We start from the raw sequence: 18,630 nt of genomic DNA, 5'->3' as shown, positions 1-18,630 counted from the left end.
GTCAGCGGCTACTTCTCCACAAAGGCCCGTTCAATTACATAATGCCCCAGGTCGCCGTGGCGAGCTTCCTTGAAACCGCGGCTGTCCAGAACCTGGCAAAAATCCTTGAGCATGCTGGGACTGCCACAGAGCATGAAGCGATCCTGTTCCAGATCGAATGCCGGCAGGCCGATGTCTTCGAACAGCTTGCCACTTTCCATCAGGTCCGTCAGTCGGCCTTGCGTATGGAAGGGCTCACGGGTCACGGTGGGGTAGTAGATAAGTTTCTCGCGCACGTCTTCACCCAGATACTCATGATTGGGCAGTTCCCTGGTAATCATGTCCTGATAGGCCAGTTCACGCACATGACGGCAACCGTGCGTCAGGATGACCTTGTCGTACTGCTCGTAGGTTTCCGGGTCCTGGATGATGCTGATAAAGGGGGCAAGACCGGTTCCGGTACTCAGCAGATACAGGTTGCGTCCGGGCAACAGGTGGTCGAGCACCAGGGTTCCAGTCGGCTTGCGGCTGATGATGATCTGATCCCCCTCGTTGATATTCTGCAGGCGGGAAGTCAATGGGCCGTCAGGCACCTTGATGCTGAAGAACTCCAGAGTGTCCTCATGGTTGGGACTGGCAATACTGTAGGCACGCATCAATGGTCGCCCTTCCACCTCCAGCCCGATCATGATGAAATGGCCATTCTTGAAGCGAAATCCCGGATCGCGGGTGGTGCGGAAGCTGAACAGATTGTCGGTCCAGTGATGGACACTCAGTACGCGCTCGGTATTGAAGCCTGCCATTGCCATTCCTCGGTGGTCGGATTTGCGAGCAGTGTAACGGCAAGCTAATCTATCGGTTAAACGGTTTATATAATTATATGTAATCGGAAAAATCGATAATGAAATACAGTCTCAGGCAGTTGGAAGTCTTTCTCGCTACAGCGTTCCACGAAAATCTGACCCGCGCCGCAGAAAGCCTGGCCATGTCTCAGTCCGCGGCCAGCAGTGCTCTGCGAGATCTGGAAAACCAGTTTGGCATTCAGTTGTTCGACCGGGTCGGCAAACGACTGCAGTTGAATGAACTTGGCCAGTCAATAAGGCCACGGGCACAGGCGCTGATGGAGCAGGCGGAGGGTCTGGAGTTGGCCCTGGGGCGACAGCATGCCAGCGGCAATCTCAAGGTGGGTGCAACCCTGAGTATCGGCAACTATCTGGCGGTGGAGATTATGGCCCGGTATATGCGCGAGCAGAATGGGGCCCGAGTGAAACTTGAGGTGGCCAATACTTCCAGTATCGTGCAGCGAGTGCTGAATTTCGAGCTGGATATCGGGCTGATCGAGGGAGAAGCCCACCACCCTGAGTTGGATATGCTCCCCTGGAGAGAAGATAACCTGGTGGTATTCTGCGCGCCTGATCATCCCTGGGCTGGTCGTCCCTGGTTGACTGATACAGATTTGCTCGAAGCGCAGTGGATTATCCGCGAGCCTGGTTCGGGGACCCGCCAGCATTTTGAATGGGCCATGCACGGCCTGTTTCCCCAGCTACAGATAATGCTCGAATTGCAACATACCGAAGCGATCAAGAGAGCAGTTGAAGCGGGGTTGGGAATTGGATGTCTCTCGGCTATCACGCTGGTTGAGGCTTTCGAGCGGGGAAGTCTGGTTCCCCTTCCGGTGCCCCATAGGGACTTCAGGCGTCGTTTCTATTTCGCCCTGCAACGCAATAAATTCCGCAGCACGGGAATAGAGCACTGGTTACGCCTGTGTCGTGAACAGGGCCAGAAATCCGGAGGCGGGCACCCGCGCAACTGAGCTGCGACGCAGTGCCCGTGACATCGCTATTACTGTTGGGACAATTTCAGCTCGCCGTTTTCCAGCGGTATCTTGCTGCCAGGATCAGAGCTCATACGCACTCGACCGGTTTCTTCGCCAATCCTGTAGTCGACGTTATATCCCACGATCTTGTCACTACTGTCGTATACCGTCTCGCAACGGGTTTCAGTGGTGGTGTAGGTATCATTGTTCTGCATGCGCTCCTGCGTCTTGTTGCCGGCGTACCCACCTGCCGCAGCGCCTGCCACAGTGGCGATTTTTTTACCGCTGCCACCACCAACCTGGTTGCCCAGCAAGCCACCGACAACGGCGCCTGCCACTGAGCCCAGTATCCGGTTCTCGTCCTGCACGGGCTTCTGGCGGGTGACGGCGACATCCTGGCAGACTTCACGCGGTGTCTTGATGGTTTCCTTGATCGGATCCACGTTTGTCACGTCTGCATGGGTGGGTGTCTTGTTTGCCAGGACGCTATAGCCGGCAAATGCGCCACCTGCTGTTGCTACCACTGCGCCGAGGACGATGCCGGTCAGCATTGACTTGTTCATATTTGAAACTCCAATACAGTAAGGCCGGGCTAAACCCGGTATAGGCACAAGTGTGACAGCATAGTGAGCAGAGAGTTCAATTTCTCTTTGTCGTAGTGACCTTGTCAGGACTGCGGTAGCGGGGTGTCGAGCAATGGAGCATGATTTTCCAGTAGCCGGGTAAATTGTATGGCCGGCACCGCTGGGCTGAAGAGGTAACCCTGATAGGCATGACAGGATTGCTGTTGCAGAAAGGCGAGTTGTTCAGGCGTTTCTACACCTTCGGCAATCAGGTCCAGGCTCAGGTTACGACCCATGGCGATGATGGCCCTCACGATTTCGGCATCGTTGCTGTCCTGAGTGCAGTCGCGAATAAACGATTGATCAATCTTCAACAGGTCCAGCGGGAGTTGCTTAAGGTAGCTGAGGGAAGAATAACCCGTTCCGAAATCATCAATGGCGAAGCATACACCAAGGCCTCTCAACTCATGCATCTTAGCAATGGTATCGTTGATATTCTGAATAACTATGTTCTCGGTTATCTCCAGCTTCAGGCTGCTGGCTGGTACGGCCTGCTCGGTGATGGCCTGGCGGACCTGGGCAACAAAGTCGGGATGGCGGAATTGGCGGGGACTGATGTTGATGCTCAGGCTGAATTGTTCGGGGTCAATCAATTGTCGATCGATTAATTGCGCAACAAAGGCGCAGGCATCATTGAGGATCCACTGGCCTACGGCAAGAATCATCCCGCTCTCTTCGAGCACGTGAATGAAGCTCGCCGGGCTGATCATTCCCTTGTCAGGCTGCTCCCAGCGAATCAATGCTTCGGCTCCGATGATCCGGTTGTTTCGGGAGTCTATCTGCGGTTGGTAGAACAGCCTGAACTGCCCCATGTGCAATGCAGCGCGCAGATCGGTTTCGATGGAAAGCCTTTCGCTGGCAGCCTGTTGCATTGCCTGCTCGAAAAAAGCCACACCGTTGCGGCCCGATTCCTTGACCTTGTAGAGGGCAATATCAGCCCGTTTGAGCAGATCCTCCGGATTGTTACCGTGTTCGGGAAGCAGAGCGATGCCAATACTGCAGCTGAGATGCAGGCTGTGACCCTCGACGATCATCGGTTTCGCTATTGCAGCCAGCAACGTTTCTGCATGCCGTTGCACTGCCGTTCTGACCTCGATGTCTGTCCCCTGGAATCCGCTAAGCAGGACCACGAACTCGTCCCCGCCCAGCCGGGCAACGGTGTCTTCCTTGCGTGCTCTGGCCAGGAGTCTGCGCGTCACTACCTGAAGAACGGAGTCGCCGCAGGAGTGGCCCAGCGAATCATTGATGTGTTTGAAATGATCCAGGTCGAAGAACAGCAGTGCACCATGTAGCTGGTGACGAGTCATGAGAGCCAGGATCTGGTTCAGACGGTCGGTCAGTAATAATCGGTTGGGCAGGTCTGTGAGGGCGTCATGATAGGCAAGGTGTTTCACCTTTGCCTCAATGAGTTTCTGATCGGTAATGTCGCGCGCAGTCAACACCATGCACTCGATGTTGTTGATCGTTAGTGGCTCAATGGAGATCGAAACCAGAATTTCTCGCCCTGCCTTGTTCAGAACACGCATTTCACGCTGTAGCACACGCCCTTTTTCCTCCAGCTCCTGGATGAGCGTTGCTCTTTCTTCGTAGTCGGCCCAGATGTTGAGCTCGCGGGCAGTGTGGCCAATAACTTCCTGGGGGGTATAGCCGGTCACACGGGTAAACCCTTCGTTTATTTCCAGGTGTCTGCCAGTTGCTTTTTCGGTAATGCTGATCGAGTCAGGGCTGGCTCTGAAAGCCCTGGAAAACTTCTCTTCGGAGGCACGCAGCGCGGCTTCGGCCTGCTTGCGGGCAGTCACATCCTTGAACGTGGACAGAACGCACATCTGGCGGTTGATGGTAAAAAAGCTGCTGGATACCTCACAGGTAGCCTCGCGACCATCGCTGGTCAGGAAGTTGATTTCCCTGCCTGCAAGGCGGTGGTCCTGGTGCAGATTTTCGAGAACGCTGTCGCGATCTGCTGGCGTTTTCCATAAACCTGCCTCTACGGCAGTCCTGCCGACAATCTCTTCTGCCTTGAAACCAAAAAACTCGGTGAAACTGCGGTTGATCTCGATGACGATATGCGAGCGGGCGTTTACCAGTATGTAGGGATCCGGTGCTCCCTGGAAAAGAGCTGAAAATTTGGCTTCACTCTTGATCAGGGCCTGTTCATTGCGCCGACGGTCGGTAATGTCGACCAGGGTACCGACCAACCGCTGAATTTTTCCGGTGGGAGTACGATACAGCTTGGCTGTGGCTTCAACCCAGCGGGGTAAGCCCTGAGCGGTTTGAACCCTGTATGCAAGCCGATAGCGTGGGAGCCTGTTGCGACAGATCGAGAGAAAGCTGCGGCGCAGCTGGCGCCTGTCTTCGGACTGGATGTCGCGCATATAGATTTCGAGCGGGCCACTCCAGGCCTCTGGTGAATGGCCGTGGAGCATTGCCACTCGCGCGCAGCAGTGAAGTACGCCGGTCTCCACGTTCCAGTCCCAGGTCCCCATCTGTGATGCGTCCAGAGCCAGGCTTAGCCGCTCCTGGCTTTCACGTAGCTGCGCCCCCACCGTGCCCGGCCTGTCGGGCGTGCTCATGCTCGCTTCCTGTGCGGTGGAAAGACGACATATTTTGCCGTCAACGGTTACGCTGCGCATGGAAACCCGACAGATTTTCAGGTGTCCGTCGTGACAGAGCAGGATTGCCTCGAACTGCTCAATCTTGCCGTGCAGGTCGAAAGCGGCAATGAGCTGCTGAAGCTGTTCATCACTTATCCAGAAAGGCGCTCGCGAGCCGAAGTCACTGAATATCTCGTCTCTAGACCAACCAAGCATTTCGCAGAATGCATTGTTGACATCCAGGATACGATTGCTGGTTACCTCGGTCAGCAACCCCGCCAGAGGCATTCCATGAAAGAGGATTTTAAAGGGATCGGCACTGGCAGCGGGTACGTCACGTAGATGAGTGTTGTCCGTGGGTGCGCCCGGTGGTTGGTTCATTGACCGATTCCTGGCTTGGCGCGGAAAGAAAACCTTATTCCCGCTGTGTTTATATTCACAAGGTAGTACCGGGTGAATGGGACGGCAAGTTGGCCAGCTGTGCATTGTGTTTCAGTAGGCGAATAAATGCATGTCCGGCATTGGAAAGGGTTCTGCCACTATGCCAGATTACGCCCAGCTGGCGCTCCAGATAAGCATCCGGTAACGCCAGGGCGTGCACCTGGGCGTCGAGCATACTGCGTGGTAGTACGCTCCAGGCGAGGCCGATGGATACCATCATCTTGATGGTTTCCATGTAGTTGGTGCTCATGCTGATTTGCGGCTCAATGCCCTCGCGATTGAACACCTGGCTGACGATACGCCGTGTGAAGGTATTGGGTCCGGGAAAGACGGCGGGGAACTCACCAAGACGGGCTAGCGTGATGGTCGGCACTCGTGCGAGAGGGTGATCTGGCGATACCACGAAGTCCAGCGGATCATTCCAGATTCTTTCAGCCATGATCGGTGGTTCGATATTTGGAGCGAGAGTAATCACGGCCAGTTCTATGTCGCCATGCAATACCTTTTCGTAGGCTACCTCTGAGTCAAGAAACTGGATGTCCATGGCCACTTGAGGATAGCTGCGAGTGAATTCGCGCAATACCGGTGGCAACCGGTGCAATCCGATATGGTGACTGGTAGCCATGCTGACTCGGCCCTGAACGCTGCTTGAGAGGTTGCTCAATGCTCGTCGGGTATCTTCCAGTGCGTCGATTATGTCGAGCGCCCGTGGTCGCAATGCCAGGCCCGCCTCGGTGAGGCTGATGTGTCTGCCAATGCGGTCGAAGAGTTTGCAATCCAGTTGCTGCTCCAGGCTGGCAATACGTTTGCTAATGGCAGGTTGCGTCAGGTGAAGCTGTTCGGCGGCGCGGGAAAACGAGCCGGTGGCAGCCACCGCGAGAAAGGCGGCCAGGTTCGCGGTATCCATATATATTCCTAACAGTAATTCAATGCATGAATATTATGAATTTGTGTTATCCAAGGCCAGCTCTTATTATTCTCTCTTGTTAATACCGTGCCGGCACCATCTTCCGCCAGAGAAGTCAGTTGTCTGCACTCAGCCTGCATCAGGAGTTCAGCATGTCCGCTCAAACGCTTTACGACAAGCTCTGGAATAGCCATTTGGTCAAGCAACGTGATGATGGTTCGGCGCTGCTGTATATCGACCGTCACTTATTGCATGAAGTTACCTCGCCCCAAGCCTTTGAGGGGCTGCGTCTCGCGAGCCGCAAGCCCTGGCGTATTGATGCCAACCTGGCGACCCCGGACCACAATGTGCCCACCACCAACCGGGCTGCGGGCGTATCGGGGATTGATGACCTGGTTTCGAAGCTGCAGGTCACCACGCTGGACGACAACTGTGATGATTTCGGCATCATGGAATTTCGGATGACCGACCGCCGCCAGGGTATCGTTCACGTCGTCGGCCCGGAACAGGGGGCAACATTGCCGGGTATGACCATTGTCTGTGGCGATTCGCACACCGCGACACATGGCGCCTTTGCCTCCCTGGCCCACGGTATCGGCACCTCGGAAGTCGAGCATGTGCTTGCCACCCAGTGTCTGGTGGCCAAGAAAATGAAGAATATGCTGGTCAGTGTTGAGGGCAAGCTGGGCTTTGGCGTGACCGCCAAGGACATCGTGCTGGCCGTGATCGGCAAGATCGGAACAGCTGGCGGTAATGGTCATGCCATCGAGTTCGCCGGTTCCGCGATCCGGGATCTGTCGATGGAAGGACGCATGACCATCTGCAATATGGCAATCGAAGCGGGTGCCCGCGTCGGTCTGGTTGGCTGTGATGAGAAAACCGTCGCTTACGTGAAAGATCGTCCTTACTCGCCAAACGGTGAGAATTGGGACCGGGCAGTGGTTGCCTGGAAAGAGCTGGTGTCGGACCCTGAAGCGCATTTCGACACTGTAGTAGAACTGGACGCAGCCAGTATCAAGCCCCAGGTTTCCTGGGGTACATCTCCTGAGATGGTGGTCGCGGTAGATGCCACTGTGCCTGATCCGGCGCAGGAGCAGGACGCAGTAAAGCGCAGCGGGTATCAACGGGCTTTGGTCTACATGGGCCTGGAGGCGAATCAGCCGATCACCTCGATCAAGTTGGACCGGGTATTCATCGGCTCGTGCACCAATTCGCGCATCGAGGATCTGCGTGCTGCAGCTGCGGTGGCCAAGGGCCGCAAGGTGTCTGCGACAGTCAAGCAGGCGATGGTTGTGCCCGGCTCCGGGCTGGTCAAGGAGCAGGCAGAGCTGGAAGGCCTGGACGCAATTTTCAAGGCAGCAGGCTTCGAGTGGCGCGACCCGGGTTGCTCCATGTGCCTGGCGATGAATCCCGACCGCTTGCAGGCCGGTGAACACTGCGCGTCCACCTCCAACCGTAACTTTGAGGGGCGCCAGGGCAATGGCGGCCGCACGCATCTGGTGAGCCCGGCCATGGCCGCCGCCGCTGCGATTGCCGGCCATTTTGTCGATGTACGTGAAATGCTCGAGCAGGAGATGACAGCATGAAGCCTTTTACCCAGCATACGGGTCTGGTCGCACCACTGGACCGGGCGAACGTGGATACCGACCAGATCATCCCCAAACAGTTTCTGAAGTCGATCAAGCGTACCGGCTTTGGCCAGAACCTGTTCGACGAGTGGCGTTATCTGGACGAGGGTTTGCCTGGCCAGGATGCTTCGCAACGGCCTTTGAATCCGGATTTCGTCCTCAATCAGCCCCGCTATCAAGGTGCCAGTGTATTGTTGGCGCGCAAGAATTTTGGCTGCGGCTCCAGTCGCGAACATGCGCCCTGGGCACTTGAAGAGTATGGCTTTCGAGCCATTCTGGCGCCAAGCTATGCCGATATTTTCTATAACAACAGCTTCAAGAATGGGCTGTTACCCATTGTTCTGGATGAAAAAGATATTGACGAACTCTTTGCCCAGGCCGAAGCCAGCGAAGGCTACGAGTTGACCGTGGACCTCGCTGCTCAGAACGTCACTCGTCCGGATGGCAAGAGCTACGCATTCGAGGTCGATGCCTTCCGCAAGCATTGTCTGCTAAGTGGTCTGGATGACATTGGTCTGACGCTGGAGGACGCGGATGCGATTCGCGAATTCGAGGTCGGGCACAAGCGGGATAACCCCTGGCTGTTTGGCGCGATCAGATAATATCCGGACTGGAAAAGGAAACACCATGAGCATGAATATTCTTGTACTGCCCGGCGATGGTATTGGTCCGGAAATCATGGCCGAAGCGGTCAAGGTGCTGGAGCTGGCGAATGAAAAGTTCAATCTGGGTGCAGAGCTGACCTTTGACGATCTGGGCGGCGCCGCCTATGAACGTTACGGCTCGCCTCTGGCTGATGAAACTTTGGAGCGGGCCCATCAGGCTGATGCCATTCTGCTGGGCGCGGTCGGCGGCCCGCAGTGGGACGCTATTGATCCGGCACTGCGTCCCGAGCGTGGTCTGTTGAAAATCCGTTCTGAACTGGGTCTGTTTGGTAACTTGCGCCCGGCCATTCTGTATCCGCAACTGGCTGATTCCTCAACGCTCAAGCCCGAGGTGGTGGCGGGACTGAACATACTGATCGTTCGTGAGCTGACCGGTGGAATCTACTTTGGCCAGCCGCGCGAGCGCAAAGTACTCGACAATGGCGAACGGTTCGCCTTCGACACCTTGCCCTATAGTGAAAGCGAGGTGCGCCGCATCGCCCGCGTCGGCTTTGATATGGCGATGGTGCGCGGCAAGAAACTGTGTTCGGTGGACAAGGCCAACGTGCTTGCCTCCAGCCAGCTTTGGCGTGAAGTAGTCAATGAAGTGGCGGCAGATTATCCGGATGTCGAAGTCAGCCACATGTATGTCGACAATTGCGCCATGCAGCTGGTGCGTGCGCCGAAACAGTTCGACGTCATTGTTACCGACAACCTGTTCGGCGATATTCTCTCGGATCAGGCTTCCATGCTCACTGGCTCCATCGGCATGCTGCCATCTGCCTCCCTGGACGCCAACAACAAGGGTATGTACGAGCCCTGTCACGGAAGTGCACCGGATATTGCCGGGCGGGGTATTGCCAACCCCCTGGCGACCATACTCTCGGTTTCAATGATGCTGCGTTACAGCTTCAACCGTGCGGACGCTGCTGATGCCATCGAGCAAGCAGTCAGCCAGGTGCTCGACCAGGGGCTGCGCACCGGAGACATCATGTCTGAGGGATGCGAGTCCACCGGCACCGCTGGTATGGGTGACGCCGTGGTCGCGGCGTTGAAAAACCTGTAAACTGTCCGGCTTTGTGTTGCGCCAGGCCATGCCTGCGCAACTGTCTTTGAATTTTTTACCCCCTGGGGGTTGATGTCATGAAACAGGTAGGCCTGGTTGGCTGGCGCGGTATGGTTGGTTCCGTACTGATGCAGCGCATGCTCGAAGAGAACGATTTTGCCACTATCGATCCGGTGTTTTTCACCACGTCAAACGTGGGCGGCAAGGGTCCAGAGATTGGCAAGGACATTCCACCGCTGAAAGACGCCTTTGACCTCGAATCACTCAAGCCACTGGATGTGATTATCAGCTGTCAGGGCGGTGATTACACTCAGGCGGTCTACACCAAACTGCGCACCGAAGGCTGGAAAGGCTATTGGATCGATGCTGCGTCTACCCTGCGTATGGAAGACGAAGCAGTAATTGTGCTTGATCCGGTCAACCGCCGGAACGTCGATCAGGCGTTGCGCGATGGGGTCAAGACCTACGTCGGCGGCAACTGCACCGTCAGTCTGATGTTGATGGGGCTGGGCGGATTGTTTGAGCACGGCCTGGTCGAGTGGATGAGCGCGATGACTTATCAGGCGGCCAGTGGAGCCGGTGCACAGAACATGCGGGAGCTGATTGGTCAGATGGGTGCGATCAATCAGTCGGTTGCTGCGCAGATGGCTGACCCGGCCAGCGCGATACTCGAGATCGATCGCATGGTCGCCGAGAATCTGCGCAGCGACAGCTTCCCGGTTGAGCATTTCGGTGTGCCGCTGGCCGGCAGTCTGATCCCCTGGATCGACAAGCAGCTGCCTAACGGCCAAAGCCGTGAAGAATGGAAAGCTCAGGCCGAGACCAACAAGATTATCGGTCGCAGCGGCCGTCCGATTCCGGTAGACGGTATCTGTGTGCGCATTGGTGCCATGCGCTGTCACAGCCAGGCGCTGACCATCAAGCTGAACAAGGATGTGCCGTTGGCTGATATCGAAGCCATGCTCGAGGCCCATAATCCCTGGTCGAAGGTGGTTCCCAATACCAAGGAAGATACTCTGCGTGATCTGACACCCACTTCTGTTACTGGCACGCTGTCAGTACCGGTAGGGCGACTGCGCAAACTGAACATGGGGTCGCAATACCTCTCCGCGTTCACCGTAGGCGACCAGCTGTTGTGGGGTGCCGCCGAGCCGCTGCGCCGCATGTTGCGGATCTTGCAGGAGGATTGATTTTTCAGTCCGCAATACACGAGGGCATCCCGCCAGTGGTGGGGTGCCCTTTGTTTTTTCAGTCGAGGAACAGCAATGAGCAAGTCCTGTGATGTTGCAATAGTAGGTGTAACCGGCATGATCGGGGATATTCTGATCGATGTGCTGGATGATCATGACTTCTCCATAGGCAAACTCCACCTGGTAGATGAAGAGAAGGTTGCCGGCGGCCGCCTTATGTATAAAGGACAGAGCCAACGCGTCGAGCCGTTGGAACGCTTCGATTTTTCCCAGGTGCAGGTTGTCGTGTTCCTTGGTTCGGAAACTGTCGCCGAGAAGTGGGTACCGCAGATGCTGGCAGCCGGCTGCTCGGTGATTGATGCCAGTGGTGCTTCGCGTGGTCAGACCGGCGCTCCCATGATCGTGGCTGATGCCAACCCACATGCGCTGGCTGACTTTACCGCGCCAGGGCTGGTGGCCTGCCCGGACAGTCAGGTTGTGCAGGCAGTACTTGCATTGCAACCGGTATTGAAAGAAGCCGGACTTCAGTCAGTGGCAATTGCTACTTACCAGTCAATGTCGACACTTGACCAGGAGGCGGTGGAAGGGCTGGCGTTGCAGACAGGGCGTCTGCTCAACGGACAACCCCCCGAAGCGGGCGCGCTGGCTAAACAGGCTGCGTTCAATCTTATTCCGCGAACTGGGGACCTGGACGAGCACGGCTACACCAGGGACGAGTCCCGCCTGGGCGAGGATGTACGTCGGGTTCTGGTTCAGCCCGATATTTCAGTTGCCGCCACTTGTGTGGTGGTTCCGGTGTTTTATGGCACAGCTGCGGTGCTGCAACTGCGTACACGCGAGGTGCTTGCCACCAAGAGATTGGCAACGCTGTTACGCAAGGCACCCGGGGTCAAACTGCTGGATAAGCCGGCAGATGATGGTTTTCCGACTCCCGTTACCGAAGCAACCGGTAGTGATGCGGTGTGGATTGGTAGGTTGAGGGCTGATCCTGTCGATCCTCTTGTGCTCAATATGTGGATTGTGTCTGATAATCTGCGAAAAGGTGTCGTACTTAACAGCCTTCAGACCCTCAGGTTATTGATAAAAGACTATTTGTAATCGATACTTGCTGTGGAATTCGTATTAAGCGGTTTAAGGTTCCCCTGTTAAGAGGGTTCAGTGCTGACGAGTTTTCAGATTGCGGCGTGCCGGGTTGGGGAGAAGTTTGCAGGGCGGAACGCGAGCAAGAAGTCTGTTGACGCGAGATAAAACGATAAAAGCAAAGGAACTTCGCTATGGTTCGCAAACTGGTTTTGGCTGTCGCCGCAGCAAGCGCTCTGATGTCCTCGAGTGTGGTACTTGCATTGGGAGTCGGCGACATAAACCTGCGTTCGTCGCTCAATCAACCGCTTGATGCAGAGATCGAGTTGCTCCAGGTCCGTGACTTGTCCAGTCAGGAGATCATTTCCGCACTAGCTACCCCAGATGAATTTGGGCGTGCAGGCATAGAGCGTATATTCTTTCTCAACGATCTGACTTTCACGCCGGTCATCAGAGCTGATGGAAAATCGGTGATCCGTGTGACCTCCAGTCGTCCGGTGCGCGAACCCTTTCTGAACTTCCTTATGGAAGTGCGCTGGCCGTCAGGCCGTGTGCTGCGTGAATTCACTTTGTTGCTTGATCCGCCCCTTTATGATCCGGGTCCCGTTGTGGCATCCGCGCCCGTCAGCCAGCCCCAGGTTCAACCCCGCGCTCAGCCGCAGGTTCAGCCCGCGCGTCCCAGCCAGGCCCAGCCATCAGGGGCGGGCGCTTCATCTGCCCTCGGTGCACAGCCTGCCGAGCCACTTTACCAGGCCCCTGCAGAGCAGAGCAGCGGACAGATTCGCACAGACACTTCAGACACCCTGTGGGAGATAGCCTTGCGCCATCGACCTCAGGGCTCCTCCGTTCATCAAACGATGCTGGCCATTCAGGACCTGAATCCGGATGCTTTCATAGGCGGAAATATCAACCGACTGCGAGCTGGTCAGACCTTGACGCTACCGGACGCGACCCAGACTACCGGTCGGAGTCAGTCCGAGGCGGTAGCGCAGGTAGCAGCGCAGAATGCCAGTTGGCAACAAGGGCGTCAGGCCCCAGAGCCAGCGCAGCGACAACTTGATGCCCGACGCCTGGATGAAGCAGCAGCTGCTCCACAGCGTGCCAACAATGGCGACGCCCTGCGATTGGTTGGCAGTGGCGAGGAACAGAAGGATGGCGGTGCTGATGCGGGAAGTCGTAATGGCGCCGGTGAATTACGTGATGAGCTCGATACCACCAAGGAGGAGCTCGATTCGGTCAGGCGTGAAAAAGCCGAAGCCGAGAGCCGGCTTTCCGACATGCAATCCCAGATGGAGACCTTGCAACGTCTTCTGGAACTGAAAGATGAGCAGCTGGCTGCGATGCAACAAGCCATGGGTGATTCGGACGAGTTACCTGAATCTACCACTGAGGCCTCAATTGCGAGCGTAGAAGAGTCGGCTCCGGAAGCTGTAGAAGAGGCCGGGCAAGTGGTGGGTGGGGAGTCCGCTGCTGATACTCAGCTGGCATTGCAGGCCGACCCTGATGCCCCCGACGCTGGTGATAGTACAGAAACTGCTGAAATTGCTACAACCGAAGAAGTTTCGCAGGAGGACCTGGCTCCTGCAGTCGACTCAGAGCCCGCTGCTGATGCTGAATCTGCGCCTCAAGCCCAGGAAGCTGCCGAAGAGATAGAAGAGCCGGTGGCTGCCGAGCAAGGCACCATGAGTCTGTTGCAGCGCATGATGCAGAATCAGACTTTCCTGTTGGCTGGCGGTGGTCTGGTACTTCTACTGCTGTTACTTGTTCTGATGGCTGTGGCCCGTCGCAATGCTCGCCGTGAAGAGGACATGGCAGATAATTTCATCGCGCGCGCAGCACAAAATAATGATCAGGATACTGATGATTCTGATCAGTTCAATGTCGCGCTGGCAGGCTTCCAGGAAGAGGAAACATCTGAACAGAGCCTGGCCGAAGACCCGCTGGTCGAGGCTGACGCGCTCATTGCCTATGGCAAGCTCGATAAGGCAGCAGATGTACTCGGTGCGGCAATCGACCAGGAGCCCGAGCGCACGGATCTGCGTTTGAAACTCATGGAGGTCAACGGCCTGCTCGACGATGCTCAAGGGTATGCCGAACAGGAAGACATTCTGAGACATAACGGGACTGTGGATAATCAGATTGATATGTTGAATGTTCGCTTCCCGGCAATGGCGGCGGCTCTTGCGAGCGCTGCCGTTTCTGCAGAGGAGTATCCGGAGTGGGACGAAGACTTCTTGAAGGAGTCTGAATCGGCAACCGTGGAAAACAAGCCTGCTGAATCAGATAAACCAGAAGCAGAGGCCGCAGCAGAAGAGTATGACTTCAGTGGTTTCGATGTTGAAGCCGAACCTGCAGCACGTCAGGAACCTGTAGCGGAAGAGAGTCTTGAAGACTTTGACCTGGATTTTGATCTGGATGACAGTCTGGCCGAGAGCCTAGCGCAGACCGAAACGACGGTGTCTGCCTCCAAGGAAGAAACGGAGGATGATTTCGAGTTTAATTTCAATCTTGACGAGACAACTACCGAGCCCGCCACTGTCGATACCACCCCTGCGGGTAAGACAGATGACGACGAGTTTACTCTCGATGAAGATTTTGACTTGTCCTTGACTGATGAGATGGAATCGCTCAAGGATGCTGATCTGCAGTCAGAGTCTAAGCCGGATACAGAGCTGGAGCCCATGGAAGAGGAGCAGACTGTGGCACTTTCTGACAGTGAGCTTGGCGCTTTCGACCTGGAATTGGACGCCTCCATGGACGAACCGGAAGCAGAGCTGGAAGCAGATGAGGTTCAACTTGCTGAGGCCGATGGCCCTGATACGGCCAAGGCTGCGCCTGTTGACGAAGGTGATGACGAGGATGAGTTCGATTTCCTCTCTGGCACTGATGAGTCGGCCACCAAACTGGATCTGGCGCGTGCTTACATCGACATGGGCGACAGTGAGGGTGCAAGGGATATTCTCACCGAGGTCCTGGAGGAAGGAAACGAGCAGCAGCAACAGGAAGCTCGCGAAATGATGGAGCAACTTGACTGATCAATGAGCCGTTCAGACGTTGAAGCGGCCGCCCCTGAGGCGGCCGCTGTTGTTTCCAGGGTTGCTGCCTGTGTCGAGTACAGAGGCACAGCTTATCGCGGCTGGCAACGCCAGCAGCCGGGCGTGCGAAGTGTTCAGGAGGAGGTGGAAAAGGCGCTCGGGCGAGTGGCCAACCATCCTGTCAACCTCCACTGCGCGGGACGTACGGACGCAGGCGTGCATGCCTCCTGCCAGATTATTCACTGGGACACAGATGCAGTGCGTGAGCCGGCCAACTGGTTTCACGGTGCCAACGCGAATCTGCCAGCGGATATCAGCCTGTGCTGGGCCAAGGTTATGCCCGATGACTTCCACGCCCGGTTTTCCGCAATGGCCCGGCGTTATCGCTATGTCATCTACAACGATCCTGTAAGGCCTGCACACCTGGCCCATGAAGTGACCTGGAATTACCGGCCTCTGGATCTCCAGCGCATGCAGTTCGCCGCGCAGGCGCTGGTCGGTGAGCACGACTTCACCTCCTACCGCGCACTGGCATGCCAGGCCAAGTCGCCGATCAAGACAATTCATCATCTGAGATTGCAGCGTTTCGGCCAGTTCATTGTGCTGGACATCCGTGCTAATGCCTTTCTACATCATATGGTGCGAAATATTGCCGGGGTTCTGATGCAGATCGGCTGTGGCGAAAGGTCTATTGAATGGGCTGGAGAGGTTCTGGCTGCGACAGACCGAGCAAAAGGCGGGCTGACTGCGCCAGCTTACGGGCTGTACCTCGTCGATGTTACCTACCCTGAACGCTTTGAACTGCCCAGGCGCTATATGGGACCGCATTTCCTGTCGGCTCTGAACCAGCCCGACTGACGCTCCAGAGCTGATCTGTTAATATCATCCGACATTTGATTCAGGTGCGGGCAGGTTTATGGTGCGAGTAAAAGTGTGCGGTATAACCCGGCCAGAGGACGCTCTGGCGGCCGCAGAAGCCGGTGCTGACGCTATCGGTCTGGTGTTTTACTCACCCAGTCCGCGGGCTGTAGATAGCGACTCAGCTCGAGCCATAATCGAGTGTCTGCCGCCTTTTATTACTTCAGTCGGTCTGTTTGTGGATGCTGCGCCGGAATACGTACGTGAGGTGCTGTCGAAGGTGCCTCTGGATCTCCTGCAGTTCCACGGCGATGAAACGGACGCATACTGCCAGCTGTTTTCCCGGCCTTACATGAAAGCGCTGAGGGTCAGGTCCGGTGATGACCTGAACGCTCTCGCAGCCAGATGGCCGGGTGCTTGCGGTATTCTGCTGGACAGCTTCAAACAGGGCGTACCCGGTGGAACGGGAGAGGTTTTTGACTGGTCGATGATTCCGGTCAACCGCACATGGAACCTGATACTGGCCGGTGGGCTGGATGCGGACAATGTAGCCGGGGCCGTGGCCCTCTGTCAGCCCTGGGCTGTAGACGTGAGTGGCGGCGTGGAAAAGAGCAAGGGCATCAAGGATGCCGCGAAGATCACCCGTTTCGTACATGAGGTAAAAGCGTGACTGAATCAAGCAAAGTGGATTACACAGCCATACCCGACGCACGGGGCCATTTTGGACCCTATGGAGGTCGGTTCGTGTCTGAAACCCTCATGGACGCCCTGGAAGAGCTCGAAAATCTGTATGAGCGACTTTCCGTCGATCCGGATTTTCAAGCCGAATTCGACCATGATCTGGCGCATTACGTGGGACGCCCGTCGCCTCTGTATCTGGCGGAAAGACTGACTGCCCGGGTTGGTGGCGCCCAGATCTATCTCAAGCGTGAAGATCTCAATCACACAGGTGCACACAAGGTTAACAACACCATTGGTCAGGCGCTCCTGGCCAAACATATGGGCAAGCCTCGGGTCATTGCTGAAACGGGTGCAGGTCAACACGGTGTTGCTACCGCCACGGTCGCAGCCAGGCTTGGACTGAAATGCCAGGTCTACATGGGCGCCGATGACGTTAAGCGCCAGTCGCTCAATGTTTACCGCATGAAGCTGCTGGGCGCTGAGGTCATTCCGGTTACTTCTGGCTCGCGGACTCTAAAGGATGCGATGAACGAGGCCATGCGTGACTGGGTCACCAACATTGATGATACTTTCTATATCATTGGTACCGTGGCGGGGCCGCATCCCTATCCGAAACTGGTGCGCGATTTTCAGTGCGTGATCGGTCGTGAAGCTAGAGCTCAATGTCTTGCGCAATACGGCAAACTGCCCGATGCGCTGGTTGCCTGTGTTGGCGGCGGTTCCAATGCCATCGGATTGTTTCATCCGTTTCTCGAAGATGATTCCGTGGCAATGTATGGCGTTGAGGCCGGAGGGCTTGGTCTGGACACCGGCAAACATGCCGCGCCCCTTGCGGCCGGCCGTCCCGGCGTACTGCATGGTAATCGTACCTATCTGATGGAAGATGAGGGTGGGCAGATAATTGAGACCCATTCGGTTTCCGCAGGCCTGGATTACCCCGGAGTTGGTCCTGAGCACAGCTGGTTGAAGGATCTGGGGCGAGTCAACTATGTCAGTGCCACGGATGACGAGGCCTTGACAGCTTTCCGTGAGTTGACCCGAATCGAAGGTATCATGCCCGCGCTGGAGTCAGCCCATGCGGTTGCCTACGCCATGAAGCTGGCTGCGACCATGCGCCCTGACCAGACCATCGTGGTCAACCTGTCCGGTCGGGGTGACAAGGACATTCACACGGTGGCCGAAATTGATGGTATCGGTATCTGATACCAGCCAGATGCGGCGTTTGAATGCGCGCAGAGACGCTAAGAAGAGAGTCCAATGAGTCGAATACAGCAATGTTTTGTGCAATTGCGCAGTGCCGGCCGCAAGGCGCTGATCCCCTATGTGACGGCCGGCGATCCGGAGCCTGGCATGACTGTGCCTTTGATGCACGACCTCGTCGAGGCGGGAGCCGATATCATCGAGCTGGGCGTGCCGTTCTCGGACCCCATGGCAGACGGTCCCGTTATCCAGCTGGCGATGGAAAGAGCGCTGGTTCATCATGTTCGCCTCGCCGATGTTCTGGATATGGTCAGGTGTTTTCGTGACACGAACAAGACAACCCCCGTTGTGCTGATGGGGTATCTGAACCCGATAGAGCGCATGGGTTACGAGACCTTTGCCGAAGCCGCAAAAGCGGCGGGTGTCGACGGTGTGCTGACGGTAGATCTGCCTCCGGAAGAGGCTGATGATGTTGTGAACCTTTTCCAGGGTTGCGGGCTGGATACCATTTATCTTCTGTCACCGACCACCACGCTGGACCGGGCGGCCAAGATCTGCAAGCGTGCCAGCGGCTATGTCTATTATGTTTCGCTCAAGGGTGTGACCGGATCCAGTGCGCTGGACGTCAATGCAGTAGCAACCAAGCTCGAGAGCTTGCGCACAGTAACCGATCTACCCATAGGTGTTGGCTTTGGCATCCGAGACGGAGCAACCGCAGCTGCGGTTGCTTCGGTTGCTGACGGCGTCGTGGTAGGCTCGGTTCTGGTCAACAAGATCGCAGAGCATGCAAATCAACCCGAGGAGGGTCGGCAGGCTGTCAGCAAGGTGATTCGCGAGATGCGCACTGCGATGGACGCCTGAACAGGCGCAACCCTATTGGTCAAGAAAACA

15 protein-coding genes are annotated in these 18,630 nt (G+C 56.3%); 11 read left to right on the top strand and 4 right to left on the bottom strand.

Translation table 11 applies throughout. The annotated features are described in order from the left end of the window. Window positions 1–8: 8 nt before the first annotated feature. Complete coding sequence (locus tag IEV54_RS14795; protein ID WP_150278937.1) at window positions 9–782, bottom strand: ferredoxin--NADP reductase; 774 nt, start codon at window positions 780–782, stop codon at window positions 9–11. Between the two features lie 98 nt (window positions 783–880). Here IEV54_RS14795 and IEV54_RS14790 point away from each other — a divergent pair, with 98 nt between their 5' ends. Then, window positions 881–1,792, top strand: coding sequence for a LysR substrate-binding domain-containing protein (locus IEV54_RS14790; protein WP_150278938.1), 912 nt, complete (start codon window positions 881–883; stop codon window positions 1,790–1,792). 29 nt (window positions 1,793–1,821) lie between these two features. Here IEV54_RS14790 and IEV54_RS14785 read toward each other — a convergent pair whose 3' ends face one another. The 3 genes from IEV54_RS14785 to IEV54_RS14775 all read right to left on the bottom strand — a co-directional run bounded on the left by IEV54_RS14785 (window position 1,822) and on the right by IEV54_RS14775 (window position 6,357). Beyond that, a complete protein-coding gene (locus tag IEV54_RS14785) occupies window positions 1,822–2,358 on the bottom strand; it encodes a glycine zipper 2TM domain-containing protein (RefSeq protein ID WP_150278939.1) in 537 nt (178 codons plus the stop codon). A gap of 104 nt (window positions 2,359–2,462) precedes the next feature. Further along, on the bottom strand, window positions 2,463–5,390 hold the full coding sequence (locus IEV54_RS14780; protein WP_188434472.1) for a bifunctional diguanylate cyclase/phosphodiesterase: 2,928 nt from the start codon (window positions 5,388–5,390) through the stop codon (window positions 2,463–2,465). 55 nt (window positions 5,391–5,445) lie between these two features. After that, window positions 5,446–6,357, bottom strand: a complete 912-nt coding sequence (locus tag IEV54_RS14775; RefSeq protein WP_150278941.1) for a LysR family transcriptional regulator — start codon at window positions 6,355–6,357, stop codon at window positions 5,446–5,448. A 152-nt stretch (window positions 6,358–6,509) separates the two neighbouring features. Between IEV54_RS14775 and leuC the strand changes: the two genes are divergently transcribed. The 10 genes from leuC to trpA all read left to right on the top strand — a co-directional run bounded on the left by leuC (window position 6,510) and on the right by trpA (window position 18,600). Continuing rightward, complete coding sequence (leuC, locus tag IEV54_RS14770) at window positions 6,510–7,943, top strand: 3-isopropylmalate dehydratase large subunit (protein ID WP_150278942.1); 1,434 nt, start codon at window positions 6,510–6,512, stop codon at window positions 7,941–7,943. Continuing rightward, window positions 7,940–8,587, top strand: a complete 648-nt coding sequence (gene leuD / locus IEV54_RS14765) for a 3-isopropylmalate dehydratase small subunit (RefSeq protein WP_150278943.1) — start codon at window positions 7,940–7,942, stop codon at window positions 8,585–8,587. Before leuC ends, leuD begins: the two co-directional genes overlap by 4 nt. Window positions 8,588–8,612: 25 nt before the next feature. Continuing rightward, a complete protein-coding gene (gene leuB / locus IEV54_RS14760) occupies window positions 8,613–9,695 on the top strand; it encodes a 3-isopropylmalate dehydrogenase (RefSeq protein WP_150278944.1) in 1,083 nt (360 codons plus the stop codon). A 77-nt stretch (window positions 9,696–9,772) separates the two neighbouring features. Beyond that, complete coding sequence (gene asd, locus IEV54_RS14755; protein WP_150278945.1) at window positions 9,773–10,885, top strand: aspartate-semialdehyde dehydrogenase; 1,113 nt, start codon at window positions 9,773–9,775, stop codon at window positions 10,883–10,885. A 75-nt stretch (window positions 10,886–10,960) separates the two neighbouring features. Then, window positions 10,961–11,983, top strand: a complete 1,023-nt coding sequence (locus IEV54_RS14750) for an aspartate-semialdehyde dehydrogenase (protein ID WP_150278946.1) — start codon at window positions 10,961–10,963, stop codon at window positions 11,981–11,983. 176 nt (window positions 11,984–12,159) lie between these two features. Then, a complete protein-coding gene (locus IEV54_RS14745; protein WP_150278947.1) occupies window positions 12,160–15,000 on the top strand; it encodes a motility hub landmark protein FimV in 2,841 nt (946 codons plus the stop codon). A gap of 3 nt (window positions 15,001–15,003) precedes the next feature. Beyond that, window positions 15,004–15,858 carry a tRNA pseudouridine(38-40) synthase TruA gene (truA, locus tag IEV54_RS14740; protein WP_150278948.1) on the top strand — a complete coding sequence of 285 codons (855 nt, stop codon included), beginning with the start codon at window positions 15,004–15,006 and terminating at the stop codon, window positions 15,856–15,858. A 58-nt stretch (window positions 15,859–15,916) separates the two neighbouring features. Next, the gene (locus IEV54_RS14735; RefSeq protein WP_150278949.1) at window positions 15,917–16,528 is read left to right on the top strand and encodes a phosphoribosylanthranilate isomerase; all 612 of its coding nucleotides are present in this window, start codon (window positions 15,917–15,919) and stop codon (window positions 16,526–16,528) included. Next, a complete protein-coding gene (trpB, locus tag IEV54_RS14730; RefSeq protein ID WP_150278950.1) occupies window positions 16,525–17,742 on the top strand; it encodes a tryptophan synthase subunit beta in 1,218 nt (405 codons plus the stop codon). The genes IEV54_RS14735 and trpB overlap by 4 nt, the downstream gene beginning before the upstream one ends. Before the next feature lie 54 nt (window positions 17,743–17,796). Further along, complete coding sequence (trpA, locus tag IEV54_RS14725; protein WP_150278951.1) at window positions 17,797–18,600, top strand: tryptophan synthase subunit alpha; 804 nt, start codon at window positions 17,797–17,799, stop codon at window positions 18,598–18,600. Window positions 18,601–18,630 lie beyond the last annotated feature (30 nt).

The organism is Halopseudomonas salina (genome assembly GCF_014637955.1).
Classification (GTDB): domain Bacteria; phylum Pseudomonadota; class Gammaproteobacteria; order Pseudomonadales; family Pseudomonadaceae; genus Halopseudomonas; species Halopseudomonas salina.
The sequence above is the reverse complement of the archived record's forward strand: the minus strand, read 5'-3'. Positions and strand labels throughout refer to the sequence as shown.

Coding starts and splice junctions, on each gene's coding strand:
- IEV54_RS14795 (WP_150278937.1), bottom strand. CDS start 782: ATGGCAGGCTTCAATACCGAGCGCGTACTGAGTGTCCATCACTGGACC.
- IEV54_RS14790 (WP_150278938.1), top strand. CDS start 881: ATGAAATACAGTCTCAGGCAGTTGGAAGTCTTTCTCGCTACAGCGTTC.
- IEV54_RS14785 (WP_150278939.1), bottom strand. CDS start 2,358: ATGAACAAGTCAATGCTGACCGGCATCGTCCTCGGCGCAGTGGTAGCA.
- IEV54_RS14780 (WP_188434472.1), bottom strand. CDS start 5,390: ATGAACCAACCACCGGGCGCACCCACGGACAACACTCATCTACGTGAC.
- IEV54_RS14775 (WP_150278941.1), bottom strand. CDS start 6,357: ATGGATACCGCGAACCTGGCCGCCTTTCTCGCGGTGGCTGCCACCGGC.
- leuC (WP_150278942.1), top strand. CDS start 6,510: ATGTCCGCTCAAACGCTTTACGACAAGCTCTGGAATAGCCATTTGGTC.
- leuD (WP_150278943.1), top strand. CDS start 7,940: ATGAAGCCTTTTACCCAGCATACGGGTCTGGTCGCACCACTGGACCGG.
- leuB (WP_150278944.1), top strand. CDS start 8,613: ATGAGCATGAATATTCTTGTACTGCCCGGCGATGGTATTGGTCCGGAA.
- asd (WP_150278945.1), top strand. CDS start 9,773: ATGAAACAGGTAGGCCTGGTTGGCTGGCGCGGTATGGTTGGTTCCGTA.
- IEV54_RS14750 (WP_150278946.1), top strand. CDS start 10,961: ATGAGCAAGTCCTGTGATGTTGCAATAGTAGGTGTAACCGGCATGATC.
- IEV54_RS14745 (WP_150278947.1), top strand. CDS start 12,160: ATGGTTCGCAAACTGGTTTTGGCTGTCGCCGCAGCAAGCGCTCTGATG.
- truA (WP_150278948.1), top strand. CDS start 15,004: ATGAGCCGTTCAGACGTTGAAGCGGCCGCCCCTGAGGCGGCCGCTGTT.
- IEV54_RS14735 (WP_150278949.1), top strand. CDS start 15,917: ATGGTGCGAGTAAAAGTGTGCGGTATAACCCGGCCAGAGGACGCTCTG.
- trpA (WP_150278951.1), top strand. CDS start 17,797: ATGAGTCGAATACAGCAATGTTTTGTGCAATTGCGCAGTGCCGGCCGC.